This window comes from Acinetobacter lwoffii (assembly GCF_024129735.1).
Taxonomy (GTDB): domain Bacteria; phylum Pseudomonadota; class Gammaproteobacteria; order Pseudomonadales; family Moraxellaceae; genus Acinetobacter; species Acinetobacter lwoffii_H.
On record NZ_JAMXXK010000005.1, the window covers coordinates 69,933 to 89,269 of the forward strand.

Genomic DNA, 19,337 nt, shown 5'->3' on the forward strand with positions numbered 1-19,337 from the left:
AATGAGCAAGCAGAGAAGATAAATAGTAAAAATAAGCCTCAAGTTTGCACTGTATAAAAAATAGACGTATGCTGAGTCAAAAGGGACTATTCAAATGAATCTTGATCCTATAACCATAAAAATAAAATTAGTCACATGAGATCATCAACCATGCTGAAATTACTGCTGTTGTTATGTGTTTTATTCATGTTGAATGCTGCCTGGATCGTCGGCAGAAAGATCTATAAAGCTCAGCGCCATCTGGTGTGTCAGCGTCCAGAAAAACCGGCACAGATTTCTAGCATGACAGAGCAAGAGGTCATCGAGCAAGAGCAGCAAGTACATCTGGTGGATGCTTATGAACTGGAATTGTTTGACGATGTGGCACAGCTATTCTTTCAACGGCAGGTGCATATTGAGAGTCGGGCACAGGCCGAACAGTTACAGCAAGAACTATTACAAAAAATGCCGATGCACAGTGGTACCCAGATTCGTCAGATGGATTTAGGCGAATGGTCTATTTTCTGGAATTTTTATGATCAGTCACTGGAATATTATGTCGGTCGCTATGGCGTATTCTATGCACATGTCGACCGTTTTGGAGAAGAGCACCGGCATGAAATTCGTAGGGAGCTTTTGCATTCTGACTGTGCTTAGAACACCACTTTCAGTCATTCTGTACGATTGAAGATCTCAGACTACGTACTTAAGCCATTGCAATTCAGAAAAGGTATCTCATGCCTTAGCTCAGATTTTTTCTGCCACTTGGCGGAAATAGCCCATATAATTTATCTCCTTTAAGCCATAATCTTGTGCTAGAAAAACCTCAAAACTCGAGAGTCGTATCCTTGAAATAGTCATTTAAAATGTACGAAGTCTGGCGAGCAATGATCCGGACTAAAAAGGCAGAAATACTATGATCATTGATTTTCATCAAGCACAATTACAGAAGTTTATTGCACTGGCGATGAAGATCGAAGCTGAGCCTGAACTGTATTTGCAGTTTGATTCTGTGTCTGATTTTTATAAGGCTGACTGGCTGCAGGCTTTCCCAGCTGGAACTGAATACTATGTTTCCGGTCTAGATGATGGTGCCGATGAGTTTCATGCCGTGATTTATTATGGCGAAGCGCAGCTACAGATCAGCTGTGGACAGGCACAGCTTTCAGTAAAACTATGTTGCAAACATTGACCGGGCTGCCGGAATTTCCCGATAAAAGAATAATGACATCCGCTATAAAGTTGATATAAATTGCAGAGTCATCTCTGTATCTGATTTTTATTCGCATCAGCCGAGAGTGGCATAGGCGAATATCGTAATAAAAATAAGGAAAAAATAGCATGGCACATCAGTTCACCGTGAAAGCAATTATCAATGGCGTGTCTATTGATGAATTTAAGCGTTTGGCCAATGATATTCGTTTGCATGAGGCAGTTTGCCATCGAATTCCTGCGCAAAACTTGGAAATCCTGGTTTCGGAAAAGCAGGGGCATATGTATACCCTGAAACGCGCTTATAATCTAGATGTTAATATTCCGGATATCGCAAAAAAATTACTCAAAGATGCCTTCCGTTTGCAGCGTACCGATGTCAGCGATCTGAATGAAATGACGTCAACGGTACAACTCGGTGCGAACTTGCCGATCGAAGCCATCTGTCAGCGTGCAGTTACCGGAGATGAAGACCAGATCCAGTTTCAATTAAACTGGACAGTCAAAGTCAAAGTGCCTTTGCTCGGTGGCATGCTAGAAAAGCATGCGGAAGGTGAGATTCGTAAATTTAGTGAAATTGAACTCAGCATCGTCGAAGATGAATTGCGTAAAGGTCTCACCGCTTGAAGCAATCAAATAGTGTGATCGACCTAATTTAAAAACTGATTAGGTAGACGCTGGGTAGTGGTAGCTAATTGGGCGGTAGATCACCATTTTCAGGGCACTACCACTATCCAAAAAACTTTTTTAAGTGCTGATAAAGTTTGCCGTCACATTAATGCTGATGGCCAGAATGGTGGTATTGAATCCGTAGGCCAAAAGCAAATGTAGGGTATTGAGAACCCGCATGGATTGGCAAGTAATGGATACATCTGCAGTTTGCGCAGAAGTCCCGATAATATAACTAAAATATAGAAAGTCCGGATAAGTCGGTCTGGTGGTATTGGGGAAATCCAGTCCACCTTGTTGCTGTTTGTCGAGCGCCAAATAAAAGTCATGTGCATAATGAATTGCAAAAATCGTATGCATCAAGAACCAGGCTGAAATAATGGTCAGAACTGACAAGATTAAATGACCGGTTCGGATGGTGGTATCTTTGGGTAAGTGATTAATTTCAATAATAATCGCTATAAAACACATGATCAGGGTGATGATCACCAGAAACAGAATGATCCATTTGCTGGCATCCTGTTGCATGGCGCGTTGCAGAATATGAGCATGATCAATACGCCAGAGTTTTTTTATGGTCAATAATAAATAAGCGTAAATCGCGATATTCCAGCTGATCAAGAGGCAGCTTGACCAGCTCAAAGGGGTGACTGTCTGTAAAACCAGATAAAATCCAATGATGGCTGGGAAAATAATAAAGAAATACAGACGGGATTGAAGTGCCGTTTTTATAGATTGAAGAAGCTGCATCATGCCATTTATATTTGTTTTGCTGACTTCTCAAGATCCTAGCACAGAACCGTTTGCAATAAAGAAGATTGCACCGGCCTGAGTATCAGCCTCAGTTATTTCCTCTACGACATTTCTTCCTAAAGGTGTCGAACTAATTTGACTGCGCGGATCGCGCAGCAGGCGTTATCATCTTAATAAATTTTTTCTGAACCGATGTTTAGATGGATTGAGCCGGTTGTTGGATTGCAGTGCCATAAGCAAAGACTTCCACCATGCCACCTTGCATACCGAGTTCAGTCGTGCTGAGCCGAATGCCCATAATCTGAGTCGCCCCGATTTTTTCGGCTTCCAGTTTTAAACGTACAATCGCTTCACGTCGTGCGCGTTCTACTACACTTTCATAGCTGGTCAGACGGCCACCCAGCATATTCTGTACATTGGCAATCGCATATTTAAAATAATCATGAGAAATGACCACATTGCTGCTGATCATCTGTCCAGAATATTCAGACACAGCGAAGCGGCTATTGCTCATCCGGATATATGCCAGGCGTTGTTCCTGTTCATCCAGATAACGAAAATGTTTACGTTCGTTATAACGACCAAAGCCGAAACCGACACTAAACAGAATGGCAAAAATGATGATCTGGAGAATTAAACCATCCATGCTTTAATCTGCCTGCGGAAAAGGATCGGGCAATTTTGGCATGATCGGATCAACGACTACGGCTGTCCCATAAACAAAGAGTTCAGAAGCACCTTGGGCAATATTAGAGGTCGAGAAACGAATGCCGACAATCGCATTGGCACCCATACTACGGGCTTTTTCAATCATGCGGTTCATGGCTTCCTGACGGGATTCTTCCAGCAGTTCGGTATAGGCGGTAAGCTCACCACCGACAATATTTTTCAGGCCGGCCAATAAGTCACGTCCGACATGTTTGCTGCGTACGGTACTGCCATACACCACATCAATTTGCTGGCGAATGGTATGTCCCGGTACAGATTCCAGATTGCTAAGTAACATGTGCATGTTTTCTAAATAAATCGCTGGTCTATGACAATAGGAAAACTGCCTCGAAAATGCAATAAAAAAAAGCCCACCGAAGTGAGCTTTTCCTGATCTGTCTGGAATTTATTGCGCTGGTTGTTCTGCTGCACGGCGCTGTTCAGTTACAGGCGGTGTATTCGGCAAGGTATCCGTCGTATTGACTTTCAAGCCGCCCCCCAGGGTTTTGTAGACTTCAACCTGATTGTTCAGATTGGCCTGTTCAAGCAATAACAAACCTTGTTCTGCTGCATAAGACGCACGCTGTGCATCCAGTACCGTCAGATAGCTATCAATCCCGGCACGGAAACGTGCTTGCGACAAGCGATAGGTGGTGTTGGTTGCTTCGACCAGGCGGCGCTGAGCTGCAAGACGATCACCAATATTCTGACGTACCGCCAAGGCATCATTCACTTCACGGAAAGCAGTCTGAATCGACTTTTCGTAATCTGACAAGGCAATTTGCTGATCGGTTTCAGAAATACGGATATTGGCCTGACGGGTACCCCAATCAAAAATTGGAATATCCAGACTTGGACCAAATGACCAGGCAAAACTACCTGATTTAAACAGGTCGCCTAAATCAGTAGAGGCATAACCTGCTGAACCAGTCAGACTAATCGTCGGGAACAGACGTGCACGTGCTGCTGCAATATTGGCACCTGCCGCAGACAGGCGGTATTCTGCTGCACGAACATCTGGACGGTTAATCAGCAGATCACTTGGCAAGCCTGAACCCAATGCAGTATTTGAGGTGATGCGGGTCACGCGTTGTGCTGGTAATAAATTCGCAGGCACTTGCTGACCGACCAGCAGGTTTAACAGGTTTTGTGCCTGTGCTACCTGAGTGCGGTAATTCGCAACATCATTACGTGCGGTTTCAACCGAGATCTGTGCCTGACGTACTGGAAGCTCGCTATCAATCCCGACATCAAAACGTTTTTTGTTCAGATTGAAAGATTCAAGCTGGGCTTTCAGCGTTTGTTCAGCCAAAGCCAGATTGGCATTGGCAAACGAGTAGCTGAGCCAAGCCTGAGACACCTGACCAATCAAGGCAATTTGCGTCGCATCTCGCGCACTTTGGGTCGCCAGGAAACTATCCAGCGCATTGTCACGCAAGCTGCGGACACGCCCCCAGAAATCCAGTTCATACGCAGTTACACCCAGTCCGACATTATAAGTCGTCACTGCACCACGATTCTGGGAATTCATGGTGTCCTGGCGCAATACGCTACCACTGGCACCAATCGTCGGTAACTGGTTGTTTTCAGTAATCTGATACTGTTGCTGAGCTCGTTGAATATTGAGGGCAGCAATACGCAAATCACGGTTATTGTTTAATGCCAGATCCAGCACCTGTAACAGGCGCTGATCGGCAAAAAAGTTTTTATAACCCTGTTCTGCTACAGAAGTACCAGACGCATTGGTATAGCTGCTCGGGATATCTGCCTGCGCAACCGGCTCTGGACTGCGCATACTTTGACAGGCTGTCAAAGCAAGCGCAAGGGCAGATACCGCAATGCTACGACCTGTAATAGACCATACATTTTGCATTACGACTTATACTCCTGATTTTGTTGTTTTGGTTTGTATTTAAAGACACTTCGAATCCACACGTAGAATACCGGGATAAAGAAGATACCTAACAAGGTCGAGCTGATCACGCCGCCGAGTACACCATAACCGACTGAGTGCTGGCTACCTGCACCCGCACCTGAAGCCAGAGCAAGAGGTAATACACCAAAACCAAAGGCCAATGTGGTCATGATAATTGGACGTAAACGCATTTTTGCCGCATGCAAGGTCGCTTCAAATAACTCTTCACCTTGTTCCTGCAATTCTTTCGCAAACTCGACAATCAAGATCGCGTTTTTTGCAGAAAGACCAATTACGGCAATAATCGCCACCTGGAAGTAAATGTTATTCGACAGGTTCGGGTTTTGCAGCAGCACCATTCCACCAAAGGTGAGTAATAATGCACCCACAATACCCAATGGCACCACCAGTAGAACCGAGAACGGAATCGACCAGCTTTCATACAGGGCTGCCAGACACAGGAAGACGATCAGTAATGACAAGGCATACAGGAACGGAGCCTGTGCACCAGATTCACGCTCTTCTAAAGACAGACCTGTCCATTCGAAGTCGAAACCTTGCAAGCCCATTTCTGGTAGCTTCGCTACAATTTCTTCCATGGCCACCATTGCATCACCCGAGCTGATACCCGGAGCAGGTGTACCCTGAATGTTCATGGACGATACGCCGTTATAACGCTCAAGACGTGGTGAACCGTAGGTCCATTCGCCTGTGGCAAATGCCGAGAATGGCACCATTTCACCGCGGTTATTACGCACATACCATTGGTCCAGATCTTCCGGCATCATCCGCGAGCCAGCTTCACCCTGAACATAGACTTTCTTGACACGACCACGATCAATGAAGTCATTGATATACGAACCGCCCCAAGCAATACCCATGGTGCTGTTAATTTCAGCAACACTCACGCCCAATGCACCGGCTTGTGCATGATCGACAATGACACGGTACTGTGGAGTATCTTCCTGACCATTCGGACGTACACCAGCCAGACGCGAGTCTTGTGCTGCTAGACCGAGAATCGTATTACGTGCTGCCAGGAGCTGATCATGACTTTGACCACTTGCAGCTTTGAGCTGTAAGTTAAAGCCAGCCGACACACCCAGTTCAGGCATTGCAGGTAATTGCAGTGGCATGATGTAAGACGCATCTTTGACAATCATGTTCAGCGCCATACCACGTTGAATAATGGCACCGATTTGAGATTCCGGACTGTGACGCTCTGACCAGTCTTTCAACTTAATGAAAGCCAGACCTGCATTTTGTCCCACACCCGTGAAGGAGAAACCTGCCACACTAAAGACGGATTCGACATGCTCTTTCTCGTTTTCCAGGAAATAGTTGGTCATGGTGCTGACCACTTTGTCGGTACGTTCCAAGGTTGCATTTGGCGGTAACTGAACCAGCGTCATGACCACGCCCTGGTCTTCATCCGGTAGGAACGAAGAAGGCAGTTTCTGGAACAACAGCACAATAATACCCAGTACCACGGCATACACCACGCCTGAGAAAATCTTGCTGTGAGTCATGCGGTTGACGCCGCCCTGATATTTCACAGAAACCTTGTCAAAACTGCTATTAAACCAGCGGAAGAAACGTGCAAAAATACCATTACTTTCCGGCTTGTTCGGATCATGCTGTTTCAGCAGAGTCGCACACAGGGCAGGGGTAAAGGTTAAGGCAACCACCAGTGACAAGACCATCGCTGTGACCAGCGTAATCGAGAACTGGCGATAAATGACCCCGGTGGTTCCACCGAAGAAAGCCATTGGAACGAATACTGCCGACAGCACCGAGGTAATACCAATCAATGCGCCAGAAATCTGTTTCATCGATTTTTCAGTTGCAGCAACCGGATCAAGATGTTCTTCCACCATGACCCGTTCGACGTTCTCGACTACAACAATCGCGTCATCGACCAGAAGACCAATCGCCAACACCATGGCAAACATGGTCAGGGTATTAATCGAGAAGCCAAAGATGTTAATGACGGCAAAAGTACCCAATACGACGACTGGAACCGCCATGGTTGGAATGATGGTGGCACGCCAGTTCTGCAGGAACAGGAACATCACCAGGAACACCAGAATAATCGCTTCGATCAGGGTTTTAACTACACTCTTAATCGACAGTTCAATAAATGGTGTGGTGTCAAACGCCAGTTGGTCGACCATGCCTTGTGGATAGTTCGGACGTAACTGTTTTAAACGCTCTTCAACTGCTTGTGCGGTATCTAGGGCATTGGCGCCAGTCGCAAGTTTAATTGCTACACCACCAGCCGGTTTGCCATTAAATTTAGAATCGAACTGATAGTTATCTGCACCGAGTTCAACTCGTGCAACATCACCTAAGCGAACCTGCGCACCAGAAGTGGCATTTTTCAGGAAGATATTGCTGAACTGCTCCGGCGTTTGTAACAGACTTTGAGCCGTTACCGTCGCATTTAACACTTGTCCTTGAACTGCAGGCGCACCACCCAACTGACCTACGGCAACCTGTGCATTCTGGGTACGGATTGCAGTAGCAATATCACTTGGCGTTACTTGCAGGCTGGCCATCTTGGCTGGATCCAGCCAGATACGCATCGCATAAGAACCACCAAAGACCTGAACTTCACCGACCCCGGCCACACGGCTTAAAGGTTCAGCAATATTCGAGTTAACATAGTCTTTGATGTCATCTGCGGTCAGGCTGCTATCAGGTGAATAGAATGCCAAAACTTGCAAGAAGCTTGCACCCGATTTAGTCACCCGCACACCCTGACGCTGTACATCTTCAGGCAGCAGGGCAGTCGCAGACTGTAATTTGTTTTGAACCTGAACCTGTGCGATATCAGGATCGACACCCTGGTCAAAGTTCAAGGAAATAGACGAAGAACCATTACCCGCACTGTTAGACGAGATATAGCGTAAGCCATCCATACCGTTCATCTGCTGCTCGATGATCTGGGTCACTGTATTTTCAACAGTTTCAGCAGATGCACCAGGATAAGTCGCAGAAATGGTTACAGTTGGTGGCGCGATGGTCGGATATTGTGCAATCGGCATTTTGCTGATGGTTAAAATACCCGCCAGCATAATCACCAATGCAATCACCCAAGCGAAAATCGGGCGATGAATAAAGAATTGAGCCATGAACCATTACTCCTTATGCATTTGCAGCAGGTTTTTGTTCAGGTTTCTCTTTAGCATCATCTGCCTTTTTCTCGCTCGCTGCAGGCTGTTGCGGTGCAGCACCTTGAGGTTGATAAGGTTTTGGTACAACTTGCTGTTCAGGTTTTACTTTCGCAATACCGTCTACAATCACTTTATCGCCTGGATTCAGACCTTCAGTCACAATCCAGTTGCTGCCTTGAGAACCAACGGTGGTCACTGGACGTGGCGTCACTTTATTGTCAGCACCGACCAGCATCGCCATTGCCTGACCTGTTGGGGTACGGGTCAAAGCTGCTTGCGGAATCAGGAAAGCATTCGGTACTTCACCCTGTACGATTTGCGCAGTGGCAAACATACCTGGCAGAAGCAGGTGATTTTTGTTCGGGAATACCGCACGTAAAGTCACAGTACCTGTTTCAGGATTCACGCTGACATCAGAGAATGCAAGACGGCCTTCAACCGGGTAGATACTGCCATCTTCAAGCTTCAACTTGACTTTGGTGTTGTTCGAGCTGTTCAAGCTGCCTTGGTTAAGCTGTTGACGTAAACGTAAAAGCTCGGCACTTGACTGGTTAATATCTACATAGATTGGATCTAGACGTTGAATCGTCACCAATGGCTCTGGCTGATTTGCTGTCACCAAAGCACCCGCCGTCACAGACGAACGGTTGGTCTGGCCCGAAATCGGAGCACGTACAGTCGAATAGCCTAGGTTGATTTCTGCATTACGCAAAGTTGCGCGATTGGCATTCAAATCAGCTTCAGCCAGTTTGACCTGTGCCGCGATGTCATCATATTCCTGTTTGGAAATGGCATTGGTACCGACCAGTTGACGGTAACGGCCTTCCTTCACACGCAATACGCCCAGATTGGCTTCAGCACGGGCAATCGCTGCACGGGCATTGTCTACTGTAGTGCGGTTGGTACTTGAATCGATTTCATACAAGGCCTGACCTTCACGCACATAGCTGCCTTCCGTGAACAAGCGTTTAAGCACCACGCCACTGGCTTGTGGACGTACGTCTGAAATTTCAAATGCTGTTGTACGACCTGAGAGCTCTACAGACTGCTCTACACTTTGCGGTTGTGCAACAAGAACACCGACTTCAGTCGGTGGCATTTGTTGTTGAGCACCAGCTTGCTGGCCCTCTTTAGGATCTTTGCTACAACCAACAAGTGCAAGACTTGTTGCCAATGCGCAAGCAGTCAGGGCAGGTGCCCAAAGCTTTGCAGACATCATTATTCCACCTCTAATTAGATTTATATCTAAATTTTCTTATTTGTGAGCCGCGCAATATCTGATCCAGACCATATACCACAACGAAATCCAAATAAAACTGATACTCCAGCCGGATATGACATCTGAAGGAAAATGTACGCCCAGATAAACTCTTGAGATCCCCATCATCAGCATCCATACCACTGCACCGATCACGATGAGGGTATAACGGGAATGTTGCCGATGGATGTAAATTGCCAGACAAGCCAGACAGGCCGCATATAGACTATGGGCACTTGGAAAGGAACTTCCAAAGCTTTCAACCAGATGCAAGGATTCTGGTGGTCGGGGTCGGGCAATTGCAAATTTCAACAGCCAAGCTAGGAGAATTCCTCCGATAATTCCGATACATATAAAAATTGCGTTTGTATACTTTTTATACCACAGCAATGCAATACACCATAGCGTGGATAAAAATAATACAAATGGCATGCCACCTATTAAGGATAAGGACTGAGTAATTTGATTCCAAAACTCGGTGCGATACAGACTCATCCATTCCACAGCTTGCAAGTCGAGCTCGTTTAAAGCGGGAATATTCAGGATGAACACACTGAAAATTAAAAATAAAATACCGACAAAAAGTAACAAGTAATGCATGCCAAAAATCCTTGTCCTTTTAACCGTTCGCAGATCGGTCAATTGTCTGACCAAAGTGTACTTGTCAGTACACTTTTTTTCAAGTGTGCGTATTTTATGCGAATTCCATTTTTTTCGTAAGGAATTTGTTGCTAAATATAGTGTAATTATCTCAGTTTTGAGTTTTTGTCGATGTATGATTTTCGTCAATTTCAATGCTTTGCTTGGGTGGCCAGAAGAAATCACTAGGTCGGGTCAGGAAGTGCGTCATGACCAGTTTTGCCAAAGGTTTCCACTGTTCAAAACGCACCCGGCGTGCGCGTAAGGCTACAATAATCGTCAGAGTGAAACTGACAAACAAGTTGGTCAGGCCAATGAGTAACACACCCAGAAAAGACACTACGATCAAGCCGATATCGGGACCATTGATCGTAATTAGACCCTGAATAAAGTTGGCAGAGGCAAAGGCGATATGGCGAATATCCAGTGGCAGACCGAGAATAAAACCAAGGGTACCCATACTGCCGAGCATGATCCCGAAAATAAAATTACCCGCCAGTGCACCCAGATTGCGTTCGATATAATCAGCAAAACGGTAAAGACGTTCTTGCCCCATCAGCTGAGATAACCGCACATGGGCTTTCAGGCGCGGACCAACTTTGCGGTAAACGGCCATATTGTCAAAATAACCGGCCAATAATCCGGACAGGAACAGACATACCCCGGCAATCGCTGCATGCGGAATTGCCAACGAAGTAAACGGATTCAGGTCATGCAGGGTTTTGGCAGCCTTGGCATGATTCATTAAAGGTTCATGCAGCGCAAAATCCCACAGCAGGGTAATCAATGCTGCTACTGGAATCGCAATCGAAATATTGCCCAGAATGGCGACAAACTGGGTGCGGATGATATTTACAATCAGCGCAGCCAGCTCGGCAATCTGAGCCATTTTCGAGCCTTTACGCTGCTGTACGGTAGCAGCCAGTGCGGCAGCAGTCATCGCCGGCTGTTTGGTTGCCACGGTAAAATGCAGCACATGAATTAGCATAAAGCCTAGCGAATAGTTCATGCTATAGCTAAAGGCCTGCATCAAAGGGGCCATGGTGAGGCGTGTCATCAGAACTTTTAAGGTGGCCATCGTTGCGATGATGGCACCAGCACCTGCAGCTGATTTATACATGGCCAGAAAGCCTTGCTTGTCGGTACTCACATAATGCTCACCGGTCTTGCTGGCATTTTCAGTTACCTGTAAAGCCAAAAGTTCACTATTGGTGGCCAACAGGGCCCGCACACTGCGTTCGCTATAAATTGCTTCAGTAATGTCCGCCATAAACAGGCCAATGGATTGATAACGCAGATCATCGTCATCCATGACCATATTGAGCAGGATTTCAACGCGTTCCAGACACTGTTCTAGCAGTGCCAGCATATAGGTCAGGCTGACACTGACGCCAGTCCGCTTGGTAGAACGGCGAATCTTGGCCACGACATCATGACATTGTTCCAGCATCACCAGTGCTTGTGAGGCATCCGGTGGGGTAATCGAATCGACTAGGGTGACTGTGTTGTAACGTTTTTTATATTCCTGAATAAACTCGTTAATCTCACGATTCTGTACCAGAAAAGGAGATTCATATTCCATCAGTTCAGGCTGGGCATTAATAAATTCAGGGTGCAGACCAATACCACTGATCCGGTAAGACAAAATGGTCAATGCCTTGATCAGTTGGTCTTTAATTCGGGTTTTTTCAGGCTGATTGGAATGTCCCTGATTCAGGACTGAAAATAAACGTTGCCAGTCATCTTCATCAAAATAATCCAGCCAGTATTTATCGGTACGCTGATAAAAAACCTTGCGGAATAATTCCTGGAGTTGCTGATGGTCGGGAATCAGCGGCAAGACATGTGCACCAAGGCGCTGGTTTAGCTGGTTCCAGAATCCATCTAGAGACAAAATGCCGGTATCGGAAAACAGACCGGTCTGTTTATAGCGGTTAATGATCCGCAGGGTAAAGGTTTGAAGCGTGGCAACCGCATTCGGGGTGAGTAATAAAGCCCGGATAAATGCATTGAATTTCGCTTTGATCTCTTCGGTATTTCTGCTGTCTTCAGGTCTGATTCTTTCAACCAGTTCAATCAGAAGATTTTCATCCAGCACCGCCCGAGGTTGTTCAAGCTGGTGTTGCATGTTTTGAAAAAGATCTAGAAAATTAATATGCATAGGCGAGTTTAAAAGTTACTGAATTCGGTGTAGGGCCAGTTTGGCCAGATTAATCAGGGCCTGACGATATTCGGAGTCAGGTAATGCCTGTAAGGCATCAATTGCAATTTCAGTTTCTTCTGTAGCACGTTGACGGCAATAATCCAGCGCACCAGATTCATTGACAATTTGAATGACCTGTTCCAGATGTTCCGTACCGCCAGTCGCAATACTGCGACGGATGATTTCATGTTGCTCACCGGTGGTGTTTTTCAGTGCCGCAATCAATGGCAGGGTCGGTTTACCTTCCATGAGATCATCACCAATATTTTTGCCGAGCGTGTCCGCATCGGAGGTGTAATCTAAAATGTCATCAATAATCTGGAAAGCATTGCCGAAATGTCCGGCAAAGGTTTTTAAAGGCTGACGGAATTCATCTTTATCCGACAAAATAGCAGCACCTTCGGTGGCCAGTTCAAACAGGCGCGAGGTTTTGCCATGAATAATATTCAAATAAGTCGCTTCAGTGGTTTCCGGCTGATGCTGGGATTGCAGTTGCAGCACTTCACCTTCAGCAATTTCACAGGTACCGGTCGAAAAATCTTTGAGCAACACCATGTTGTTCAGATCGACCAGCAAATCAAAAGCACGTGAAATCAGAAAGTCACCCACCAAAACCGCAGTCTGGTTATTCCAGGTCGCATTGGCCGTCGGGCGGCCGCGACGCAGACCGGATTCATCTACTACATCATCATGCACCAGTGTTGCGGTATGCAGCATCTCAATGATTGCAGCCAGTTTGCGGTGCGGTTCTAAATTTTCAGCACCACACGCCTTGGCGGCCAAAAGGCACATAATCGGGCGCATACGTTTGCCACCCGCTTCTACCACATGTTTGCTGACGGCCATCACTAATGCAACTTTTGAGGTAATTCCTTCATTAATGAATGTGTCCATCGCAGCAAAGTCGTTAGCAACAGGAGCGAGAATATCTTGCTTAAAGTCGATGGTCATGTGAAAGAAAACCTCTAGTCTGGTAAATCGCTGGGCGTAGTTTAACAATTTATAACATGAGTGAAACCTAAGAAATGCATAAACTCCACTAAAAATCAGCTTTTTATAGATCTTATGTAGATTCGATCCATATTTCGAGCCATAAAAATCAGGAAAGGTCAGGGGCGTCGCCCTATTCGTCAGGCTGAGTATATTAATCAAACTGGCCGGATTTCTGCTGTATTATTTTGTTGCTGAATATATCTTGAGTATTTGATTTGATAGAAATTATTTAATAGTTAAATAATTAGCGCATCCTGCTCATTATTATTTCAGTAAAATGGCTTGTTGTTTTTTTGAATATCCCTTAAAATCCTCGCCCTTAGATATCCCCCCAGTGGCGTACGTCTTAAGTTCGATATATTCCTTTATCGGCACGACGACACGGGCTTGTTTGGAGTACATTATGTACGCAGTAATCCAAAGCGGTGGTAAACAGCACCGTGTAGTTGAGGGTGAAACCCTTAAAGTAGAATTATTGAAAGCTGAAACTGGCGCGACTATTACGTTTGATGACGTATTGATGCTTGTTAACGGTGAAAGCATTCAAATCGGTGCTCCAGTTGTTGCTGGTGCTACTGTAACTGCTGAAGTAGTTAGCCATGGTCGTCACGACAAAATCCGCATCATCAAAATGCGTCGTCGTAAACACTACCGTAAACAACAAGGTCACCGTCAATGGTTCACTGAGTTGAAAATTACAGCTATTTCAGGCTAATTACGAGGAGTAAATAGACATGGCAACTAAAAAAGCCGGTGGTTCGACTAAGAACGGTCGTGATTCGAATCCTAAGATGTTAGGTGTTAAAGTTTACGGTGGTCAAACTGTAACTGCAGGTAACATCATCGTTCGTCAACGTGGTACTGAATTCCACGCTGGTCAAAACGTTGGTATGGGTCGTGACCATACATTATTTGCTACTGCTGATGGCGTAGTAAAATTCGAAGTGAAAGGTCAATTTGGCCGTCGCTACGTATCTGTTGACGCGTAATCCGCTAAGATAGAAAAAAGCCCACGGTTACTGTGGGTTTTTTTATGCCTGAAAATTAATGTTTAGATTAATCGACATTCAATCATGTAAAAATTGTCCTGAAATCTTCATGATGATGAACAAAAAAACCGATTTCGAATTAATAACAATACAAAAGTTCTTATTTTCTATCATTTTAGCTTTTAATTTTCGTTTAAGATGAGCTATCAAATAAATTGCGATCACGCTAAATATAAAGGTGAAATTATGAATATGCTTCGTAAAACCGTCTGTGCTATGGCTCTGGGTGCAGTGACTTTAGCACCGGTGATGAGTACAACCGTGTTTGCTGCACCTGTGGCAGCTTCGGAGCAACAGGCAACAGCCAGTCTGGTCAAACAGCTCAATCATGTGCGTAGCATGACTGCAAATTTCGAGCAAAGCACCAAGGTAACCAATCCGAGAGCAACCCAGAAAAAAGGTTTGACTGCACAACATATGAACCAAACCTTTAAAGGGGTGATGAAAGTCGCGCGTCCGGGTAAATTCTATTGGGAAACGACCGCACCGTCGAAGCAAGTCATTGCAACAACGGGTAAAACCGTATGGATTTATGATCCGGACTTGCAGCAAGCCGTTCGTCAAAGCTTAGATGAGCAAGTTGCCAATACGCCGGCGTTATTGCTGTCAGGAAACACCAGTCAGATTATGCAGTCTTACCGGGTGACTCAGCCAAATAAAGGCAAAACCTATTACACGCTGTATCCTAAAAATACCGATGGTGTGTTTGAAAGCCTAACCATTAGCTTTGGCGCAAACAAAGCACCAAGCTTGATGATCTTGCAGGATTCATTGGGACAAACCACCAATATCAAATTTAGCAATGTAAAAGTAAATAGCAGTATTCCAGCCTCTACCTTTAACTTTACCCCACCAAAAGGTACGGACATCATTGATCAATAAGCATCAATATGAACCAGATAAAAAAAGCAACCTTTCGAGGTTGCTTTTTTATTGCCGATCATCAGGATTGTTTTGGACAGACTACAAGGTTCAGCTATATCTAAACACGAGAGCATCTTAGAATAAATAAAAGTCGAGTCAATGAAATTGCAAAAATTTTGGAGCTCAGGATGAAGATTAATCTATTTAAAACTACTGAAATTTACGCTGTTTTATTACTCACTGTAAGTATGTTGGGTTGTCAGCCTCAATCCAGCTCAGTGGCAAAGCTTGCGCAAACAGATCGGGTTGTGCAAATTGAAGCCAAAACCGTTCCAATTAAAGGGGCAGCCAAAGTGGTGTGTGAAATAGAGGGTTGTGTGCGCTTTGATCTACAGACGGTGGACAGCAATATTGACTGGATTAATCAATATTTTATTGAGCGTATTAAGCATACTGAACCTGTTGCATTCACCAAAGTCACCCAGAAAAATCCTAAAAAAGCCGATGAGCCGCATTATCTGGATCAGCGCTTTATCAAGGTGGAATTTGTTGATCAGCGTGCTTATCTGGCGACTTTTGCCTTAAAAAGTTCCAATCTGGCAAGGAATAAAAATGCTTCTCTGAAACATGTGGAATATATCAATTTTGATCTAAAACAGAAAAAACGTTTGGCCCTCTCTCAACTATTATTAAATGGCGGTGAGCAGAAACTGCTGAATGCAATGTATCAGGCCAATACTCAATGGCTGAATACGCAAGGGATTCAACAACAGCAGTTAAAACTGAGTGATAACTATTATTTTGATACAACAGGTCTGGTGATGGTGTATCCGGCAGGCGAACTAGCTCCCGCAGCAACAGGAATGCCTGAATTAAAAGTGTCCTATGCGGATTTAAATGAAGTGATTCGCCCTGAATATTTAGCCATTTTGCAGCAGACAGCTTCCTAAATATTGTGCTAATAGGACGCAGCCGTGGTCTTGGTCACTGTATTTTTTGACGTTAAGAGCTTACACTATAGCCAGTTTTTTTCTTCTGCAAAGATTGATTATGATCGACCCGAAATTACTCAGAAATAATATTGAGGCTGTAAATGTAGCCTTGGCAAAACGTGGTGTTCAACTCAATGTTGAGGAGTGGGCATCCCTAGAAGTACGCCGTAAAGAGATTCAGTCCAAGACAGAAACCTTGCAAGCTGAACGTAATGCCGGTGCCAAACAAGTCGGTCAAATTAAAAAAGCAGGTGGCGACGCATCTGAAATCATGACGCGCATGTCTGCGATTGGTGATGAAATCAAAGCGGCTGAAGCAGCACTGGCTGAACTGCAAGCTGAGCTTGAAGAAAAATTACTGTCTATTCCAAACTTGCCAGATGAAGCTGTGCCTGAAGGTAAAGACGAAAGCGATAACGTGGAAATCCTGAAATGGGGTACACCACGTGAATTTGATTTCGAAATCAAAGACCATACGGATCTGGGCGAAATGATGGGCGGTCTGGAATTTGAAACTGCGACCAAATTAACCGGTTCACGTTTTAGTGTACTAAAAGGTCCATTAGCACGTTTACAACGTGCCATTACCCAGTTCATGCTGAATACGCACACAGACCAAAATGGTTATACTGAAGCCTATGTGCCTTATCTGGTCAATGCAGACTCATTGCGCGGTACAGGTCAGCTGCCTAAATTTGAAGAAGATCTGTTTAAGCTGCAGGGCGAAAAAGAGTTTTATCTGATTCCAACTGCTGAAGTGCCAGTGACGAATTTCGTACGTGATGAAATTATTGATGCAGACCGTCTGCCACTGAAATATGCAGCGCACACGCCATGTTTCCGTAGCGAAGCAGGTTCTTATGGTCGTGATACCCGCGGTTTGATCCGTCAGCACCAATTCGACAAAGTCGAAATGGTTCAAATTGTGAAGCCTGAAACTTCGATGCAAGTGCTTGAAGAATTGACTGGCCATGCTGAAGGCATCTTGCAGGCACTTGGACTTCCATATCGTAAAATTTTACTTTGTGGTGGTGACATGGGCTTTGGTGCGACCAAGACTTATGACTTGGAAGTTTGGGTACCAAGCCAAAATACTTACCGTGAAATTTCATCTTGTTCAAACATGGGTGATTTCCAGGCGCGTCGTATGAAAGCGCGTTACCGTGCTGATCAGAAGAAAACTGAATTTGTACATACCTTGAATGGTTCAGGTCTGGCAGTGGGTCGTACTTTACTTGCAGTGATGGAAAACTATCAGCGCGCCGATGGCTCGATTGAGATTCCTGAAGTATTACGTCCATATATGGGTGGTGCGACTTATATCGACTAATTGTCGATCTCAGCATCCCTAAATGTGCATGAAAATTGCATAGACAGTCAGATTTAAAATTTTGAGGTAGTTCGTGGATATTTTTCCAATCTCGTTAAAGTTGCAACAGCAACCTTGTCTGATTGTCGGTGGTGGACATATTGCATACCGTAAAGCACTTTTACTTCAAAAAGCAGGTGCGATTATTCATGTCATTGCGCCTGAAATTGAAGAGAGTCTGCTGCGAATTGTGCAAAATAGCCAAGGACACTATGTGCAGGCAGCTTTTCATCCTGAAGTTGCATTACGTCCATATCGACTGGTAATTGCGGCAACTGACGATGCAGAGACCAATCGTCAGGTCTTTGAACTGTGTGAAGCGGAAAATGTCCTGGTCAATAGCGTCGATGATCCACCGCATTGCCGCTTTATGGTTCCTGCGATTATCGACCGTTCACCGTTAGTTATTTCTGTAGCCAGTAACGGTACTTCACCGGTGCTATCCCGCCAGATTCGTACCCAGCTAGAAACCACTATTCCGCATGGAATGGGCAAGCTGGCTGAGTTTTCAGGAAAATGGCGCAGTGCGGTTAAGGCTAAAATAGTCAATCCGGATGAACGCCGTATTTTCTGGGAAGATTTATATGCCAGTCCGCTAAAAGAACAGGTGTTCAATGACAATATCGCGGAAGCAGATCGCCTGATCGAGCAAGCATTACAAGAGTGGCAAAAGCCAAAAGGTGAAGTCTACTTGGTCGGTGCGGGTCCGGGTGATCCAGAATTGTTGACCTTAAAAGCCTTACGTTTGATGCAGCAAGCCGATGTGGTGATTTACGACCGACTGGTATCTGCACCAATTATGGAGCTATGCCGCCGTGATGCGGAAAAGATCTATGTGGGTAAGGCACGTTCCAATCATGCGGTTCCGCAAGATGGGATTAATGCTCTATTGGTCAAATATGCCAGTGAAGGAAAGCGGGTTTGTCGTCTGAAAGGCGGAGATCCATTTATCTTCGGGCGTGGCGGTGAAGAGATTGAAGAGCTATTTGCTGCTGGGATTACTTTCCAGGTGGTTCCAGGGATTACCGCAGCTTCAGGATGTTCAGCCTATGCCGGTATTCCATTAACCCATCGTGATTATGCGCAAAGTGTGCGTTTCCTGACCGGTCACTTAAAAGAAGGTTCGCCAGAATTGCCTTGGAGTGAGTTGGTCTATGAAAACCAGACCTTAGTGCTTTATATGGGGTTGGTGGGACTGGAGAAAATCTGTGCAGAATTAATCGCTCATGGTCAACGAGCCGACATGCCAGTGGCCTTGGTTTCTAAAGGTACGACGCCTGAACAGAAAGTTGTAGTAGGAACGCTTGCTGATATTGCATCCAAAGTGTCCGAACATCAGATTCAAGCCCCGACTTTGACCATTATTGGTGAAGTTGTACGCTTACGTGAACAATTGCAATGGCATGAGCGAGGATAAGCAAAGCACTGCTTTGCCCGAGCGCAAGACGAAGGCTGTGCCTGAAGTAAGAGGATAAGCAAAGCACTGCTTTGCCCGAGCGCAAGACGAAGGCTGTGCCTGAAGTAAGAGGATAAGCAAAGCACTGCTTTGCCCGAGCGC

The 19,337-nt window shown here is 45.3% G+C and carries 18 protein-coding genes; 9 read left to right on the top strand and 9 right to left on the bottom strand.

Going from position 1 to position 19,337, the window contains the following annotated elements:
- The first annotated feature begins 150 nt into the window (after positions 1–150).
- The 3 genes from NI469_RS02800 (at position 151) to NI469_RS02810 (ending at position 1,818) form a co-directional block, all read left to right on the top strand.
- Positions 151–636, top strand: coding sequence for a hypothetical protein (locus NI469_RS02800; protein WP_219308713.1), 486 nt, complete (start codon positions 151–153; stop codon positions 634–636).
- Between the two features lie 259 nt (positions 637–895).
- Complete coding sequence (locus NI469_RS02805; RefSeq protein ID WP_004280654.1) at positions 896–1,171, top strand: hypothetical protein; 276 nt, start codon at positions 896–898, stop codon at positions 1,169–1,171.
- A 149-nt stretch (positions 1,172–1,320) separates the two neighbouring features.
- Complete coding sequence (locus NI469_RS02810) at positions 1,321–1,818, top strand: DUF2505 family protein (RefSeq protein ID WP_004280652.1); 498 nt, start codon at positions 1,321–1,323, stop codon at positions 1,816–1,818.
- Between the two features lie 120 nt (positions 1,819–1,938).
- Here the strand turns inward: NI469_RS02810 and NI469_RS02815 are convergent, their stop codons facing one another.
- From NI469_RS02815 to sdsA, 9 genes are all read right to left on the bottom strand, one after another.
- Positions 1,939–2,613 carry a DUF1345 domain-containing protein gene (locus NI469_RS02815; RefSeq protein WP_138743321.1) on the bottom strand — a complete coding sequence of 225 codons (675 nt, stop codon included), beginning with the start codon at positions 2,611–2,613 and terminating at the stop codon, positions 1,939–1,941.
- Between the two features lie 196 nt (positions 2,614–2,809).
- The gene (locus tag NI469_RS02820) at positions 2,810–3,259 is read right to left on the bottom strand and encodes a YbjQ family protein (protein WP_253174390.1); all 450 of its coding nucleotides are present in this window, start codon (positions 3,257–3,259) and stop codon (positions 2,810–2,812) included.
- Between the two features lie 3 nt (positions 3,260–3,262).
- Complete coding sequence (locus NI469_RS02825; protein WP_005104015.1) at positions 3,263–3,619, bottom strand: YbjQ family protein; 357 nt, start codon at positions 3,617–3,619, stop codon at positions 3,263–3,265.
- Between the two features lie 108 nt (positions 3,620–3,727).
- Positions 3,728–5,194: a multidrug efflux RND transporter AdeIJK outer membrane channel subunit AdeK gene (adeK, locus tag NI469_RS02830; RefSeq protein WP_253174391.1), complete on the bottom strand. Its 1,467-nt coding sequence runs from the start codon at positions 5,192–5,194 to the stop codon at positions 3,728–3,730.
- On the bottom strand, positions 5,194–8,370 hold the full coding sequence (locus NI469_RS02835; protein ID WP_253174392.1) for an efflux RND transporter permease subunit: 3,177 nt from the start codon (positions 8,368–8,370) through the stop codon (positions 5,194–5,196). The genes adeK and NI469_RS02835 overlap by 1 nt, the downstream gene beginning before the upstream one ends.
- Before the next feature lie 13 nt (positions 8,371–8,383).
- A complete protein-coding gene (locus NI469_RS02840; protein WP_253174393.1) occupies positions 8,384–9,631 on the bottom strand; it encodes an efflux RND transporter periplasmic adaptor subunit in 1,248 nt (415 codons plus the stop codon).
- Positions 9,632–9,667: 36 nt separating this feature from the next.
- The gene (locus NI469_RS02845) at positions 9,668–10,270 is read right to left on the bottom strand and encodes a phosphatase PAP2 family protein (protein WP_004645802.1); all 603 of its coding nucleotides are present in this window, start codon (positions 10,268–10,270) and stop codon (positions 9,668–9,670) included.
- Between the two features lie 151 nt (positions 10,271–10,421).
- Entirely contained in the window at positions 10,422–12,470 is a 2,049-nt protein-coding gene (locus NI469_RS02850) for a site-specific recombinase (protein WP_253174394.1), read from the bottom strand.
- Positions 12,471–12,485: 15 nt separating this feature from the next.
- Entirely contained in the window at positions 12,486–13,463 is a 978-nt protein-coding gene (gene sdsA, locus NI469_RS02855; RefSeq protein WP_004280641.1) for an All-trans-nonaprenyl-diphosphate synthase, read from the bottom strand.
- Between the two features lie 445 nt (positions 13,464–13,908).
- On the opposite strand from sdsA, the gene rplU reads away from it, so the two are divergent.
- From rplU to cysG, 6 genes are all read left to right on the top strand, one after another.
- Positions 13,909–14,220, top strand: a complete 312-nt coding sequence (rplU, locus tag NI469_RS02860) for a 50S ribosomal protein L21 (protein WP_004280640.1) — start codon at positions 13,909–13,911, stop codon at positions 14,218–14,220.
- A 19-nt stretch (positions 14,221–14,239) separates the two neighbouring features.
- Complete coding sequence (rpmA, locus tag NI469_RS02865; RefSeq protein WP_004280639.1) at positions 14,240–14,494, top strand: 50S ribosomal protein L27; 255 nt, start codon at positions 14,240–14,242, stop codon at positions 14,492–14,494.
- A gap of 246 nt (positions 14,495–14,740) precedes the next feature.
- Entirely contained in the window at positions 14,741–15,436 is a 696-nt protein-coding gene (lolA, locus tag NI469_RS02870) for an outer membrane lipoprotein periplasmic chaperone LolA (protein ID WP_004280638.1), read from the top strand.
- A 170-nt stretch (positions 15,437–15,606) separates the two neighbouring features.
- The gene (locus tag NI469_RS02875) at positions 15,607–16,368 is read left to right on the top strand and encodes an RsiV family protein (RefSeq protein WP_253174395.1); all 762 of its coding nucleotides are present in this window, start codon (positions 15,607–15,609) and stop codon (positions 16,366–16,368) included.
- Between the two features lie 100 nt (positions 16,369–16,468).
- Complete coding sequence (gene serS / locus NI469_RS02880; RefSeq protein ID WP_253174396.1) at positions 16,469–17,740, top strand: serine--tRNA ligase; 1,272 nt, start codon at positions 16,469–16,471, stop codon at positions 17,738–17,740.
- 73 nt (positions 17,741–17,813) lie between these two features.
- Positions 17,814–19,196: a siroheme synthase CysG gene (cysG, locus tag NI469_RS02885; RefSeq protein ID WP_213687559.1), complete on the top strand. Its 1,383-nt coding sequence runs from the start codon at positions 17,814–17,816 to the stop codon at positions 19,194–19,196.
- Positions 19,197–19,337 lie beyond the last annotated feature (141 nt).

What these genes read in the sequence shown, in the direction of transcription:
- NI469_RS02835 (WP_253174392.1), bottom strand. Translation starts at nt 8,370, where the DNA reads ATGGCTCAATTCTTTATTCATCGCCCGATTTTCGCTTGGGTGATTGCA.
- NI469_RS02800 (WP_219308713.1), top strand. Translation starts at nt 151, where the DNA reads ATGCTGAAATTACTGCTGTTGTTATGTGTTTTATTCATGTTGAATGCT.
- adeK (WP_253174391.1), bottom strand. Translation starts at nt 5,194, where the DNA reads ATGCAAAATGTATGGTCTATTACAGGTCGTAGCATTGCGGTATCTGCC.
- NI469_RS02805 (WP_004280654.1), top strand. Translation starts at nt 896, where the DNA reads ATGATCATTGATTTTCATCAAGCACAATTACAGAAGTTTATTGCACTG.
- serS (WP_253174396.1), top strand. Translation starts at nt 16,469, where the DNA reads ATGATCGACCCGAAATTACTCAGAAATAATATTGAGGCTGTAAATGTA.
- rpmA (WP_004280639.1), top strand. Translation starts at nt 14,240, where the DNA reads ATGGCAACTAAAAAAGCCGGTGGTTCGACTAAGAACGGTCGTGATTCG.
- NI469_RS02810 (WP_004280652.1), top strand. Translation starts at nt 1,321, where the DNA reads ATGGCACATCAGTTCACCGTGAAAGCAATTATCAATGGCGTGTCTATT.
- NI469_RS02815 (WP_138743321.1), bottom strand. Translation starts at nt 2,613, where the DNA reads ATGATGCAGCTTCTTCAATCTATAAAAACGGCACTTCAATCCCGTCTG.
- NI469_RS02875 (WP_253174395.1), top strand. Translation starts at nt 15,607, where the DNA reads ATGAAGATTAATCTATTTAAAACTACTGAAATTTACGCTGTTTTATTA.
- NI469_RS02850 (WP_253174394.1), bottom strand. Translation starts at nt 12,470, where the DNA reads ATGCATATTAATTTTCTAGATCTTTTTCAAAACATGCAACACCAGCTT.
- NI469_RS02845 (WP_004645802.1), bottom strand. Translation starts at nt 10,270, where the DNA reads ATGCATTACTTGTTACTTTTTGTCGGTATTTTATTTTTAATTTTCAGT.
- lolA (WP_004280638.1), top strand. Translation starts at nt 14,741, where the DNA reads ATGAATATGCTTCGTAAAACCGTCTGTGCTATGGCTCTGGGTGCAGTG.
- NI469_RS02820 (WP_253174390.1), bottom strand. Translation starts at nt 3,259, where the DNA reads ATGGATGGTTTAATTCTCCAGATCATCATTTTTGCCATTCTGTTTAGT.
- NI469_RS02840 (WP_253174393.1), bottom strand. Translation starts at nt 9,631, where the DNA reads ATGATGTCTGCAAAGCTTTGGGCACCTGCCCTGACTGCTTGCGCATTG.
- NI469_RS02825 (WP_005104015.1), bottom strand. Translation starts at nt 3,619, where the DNA reads ATGTTACTTAGCAATCTGGAATCTGTACCGGGACATACCATTCGCCAG.
- rplU (WP_004280640.1), top strand. Translation starts at nt 13,909, where the DNA reads ATGTACGCAGTAATCCAAAGCGGTGGTAAACAGCACCGTGTAGTTGAG.
- sdsA (WP_004280641.1), bottom strand. Translation starts at nt 13,463, where the DNA reads ATGACCATCGACTTTAAGCAAGATATTCTCGCTCCTGTTGCTAACGAC.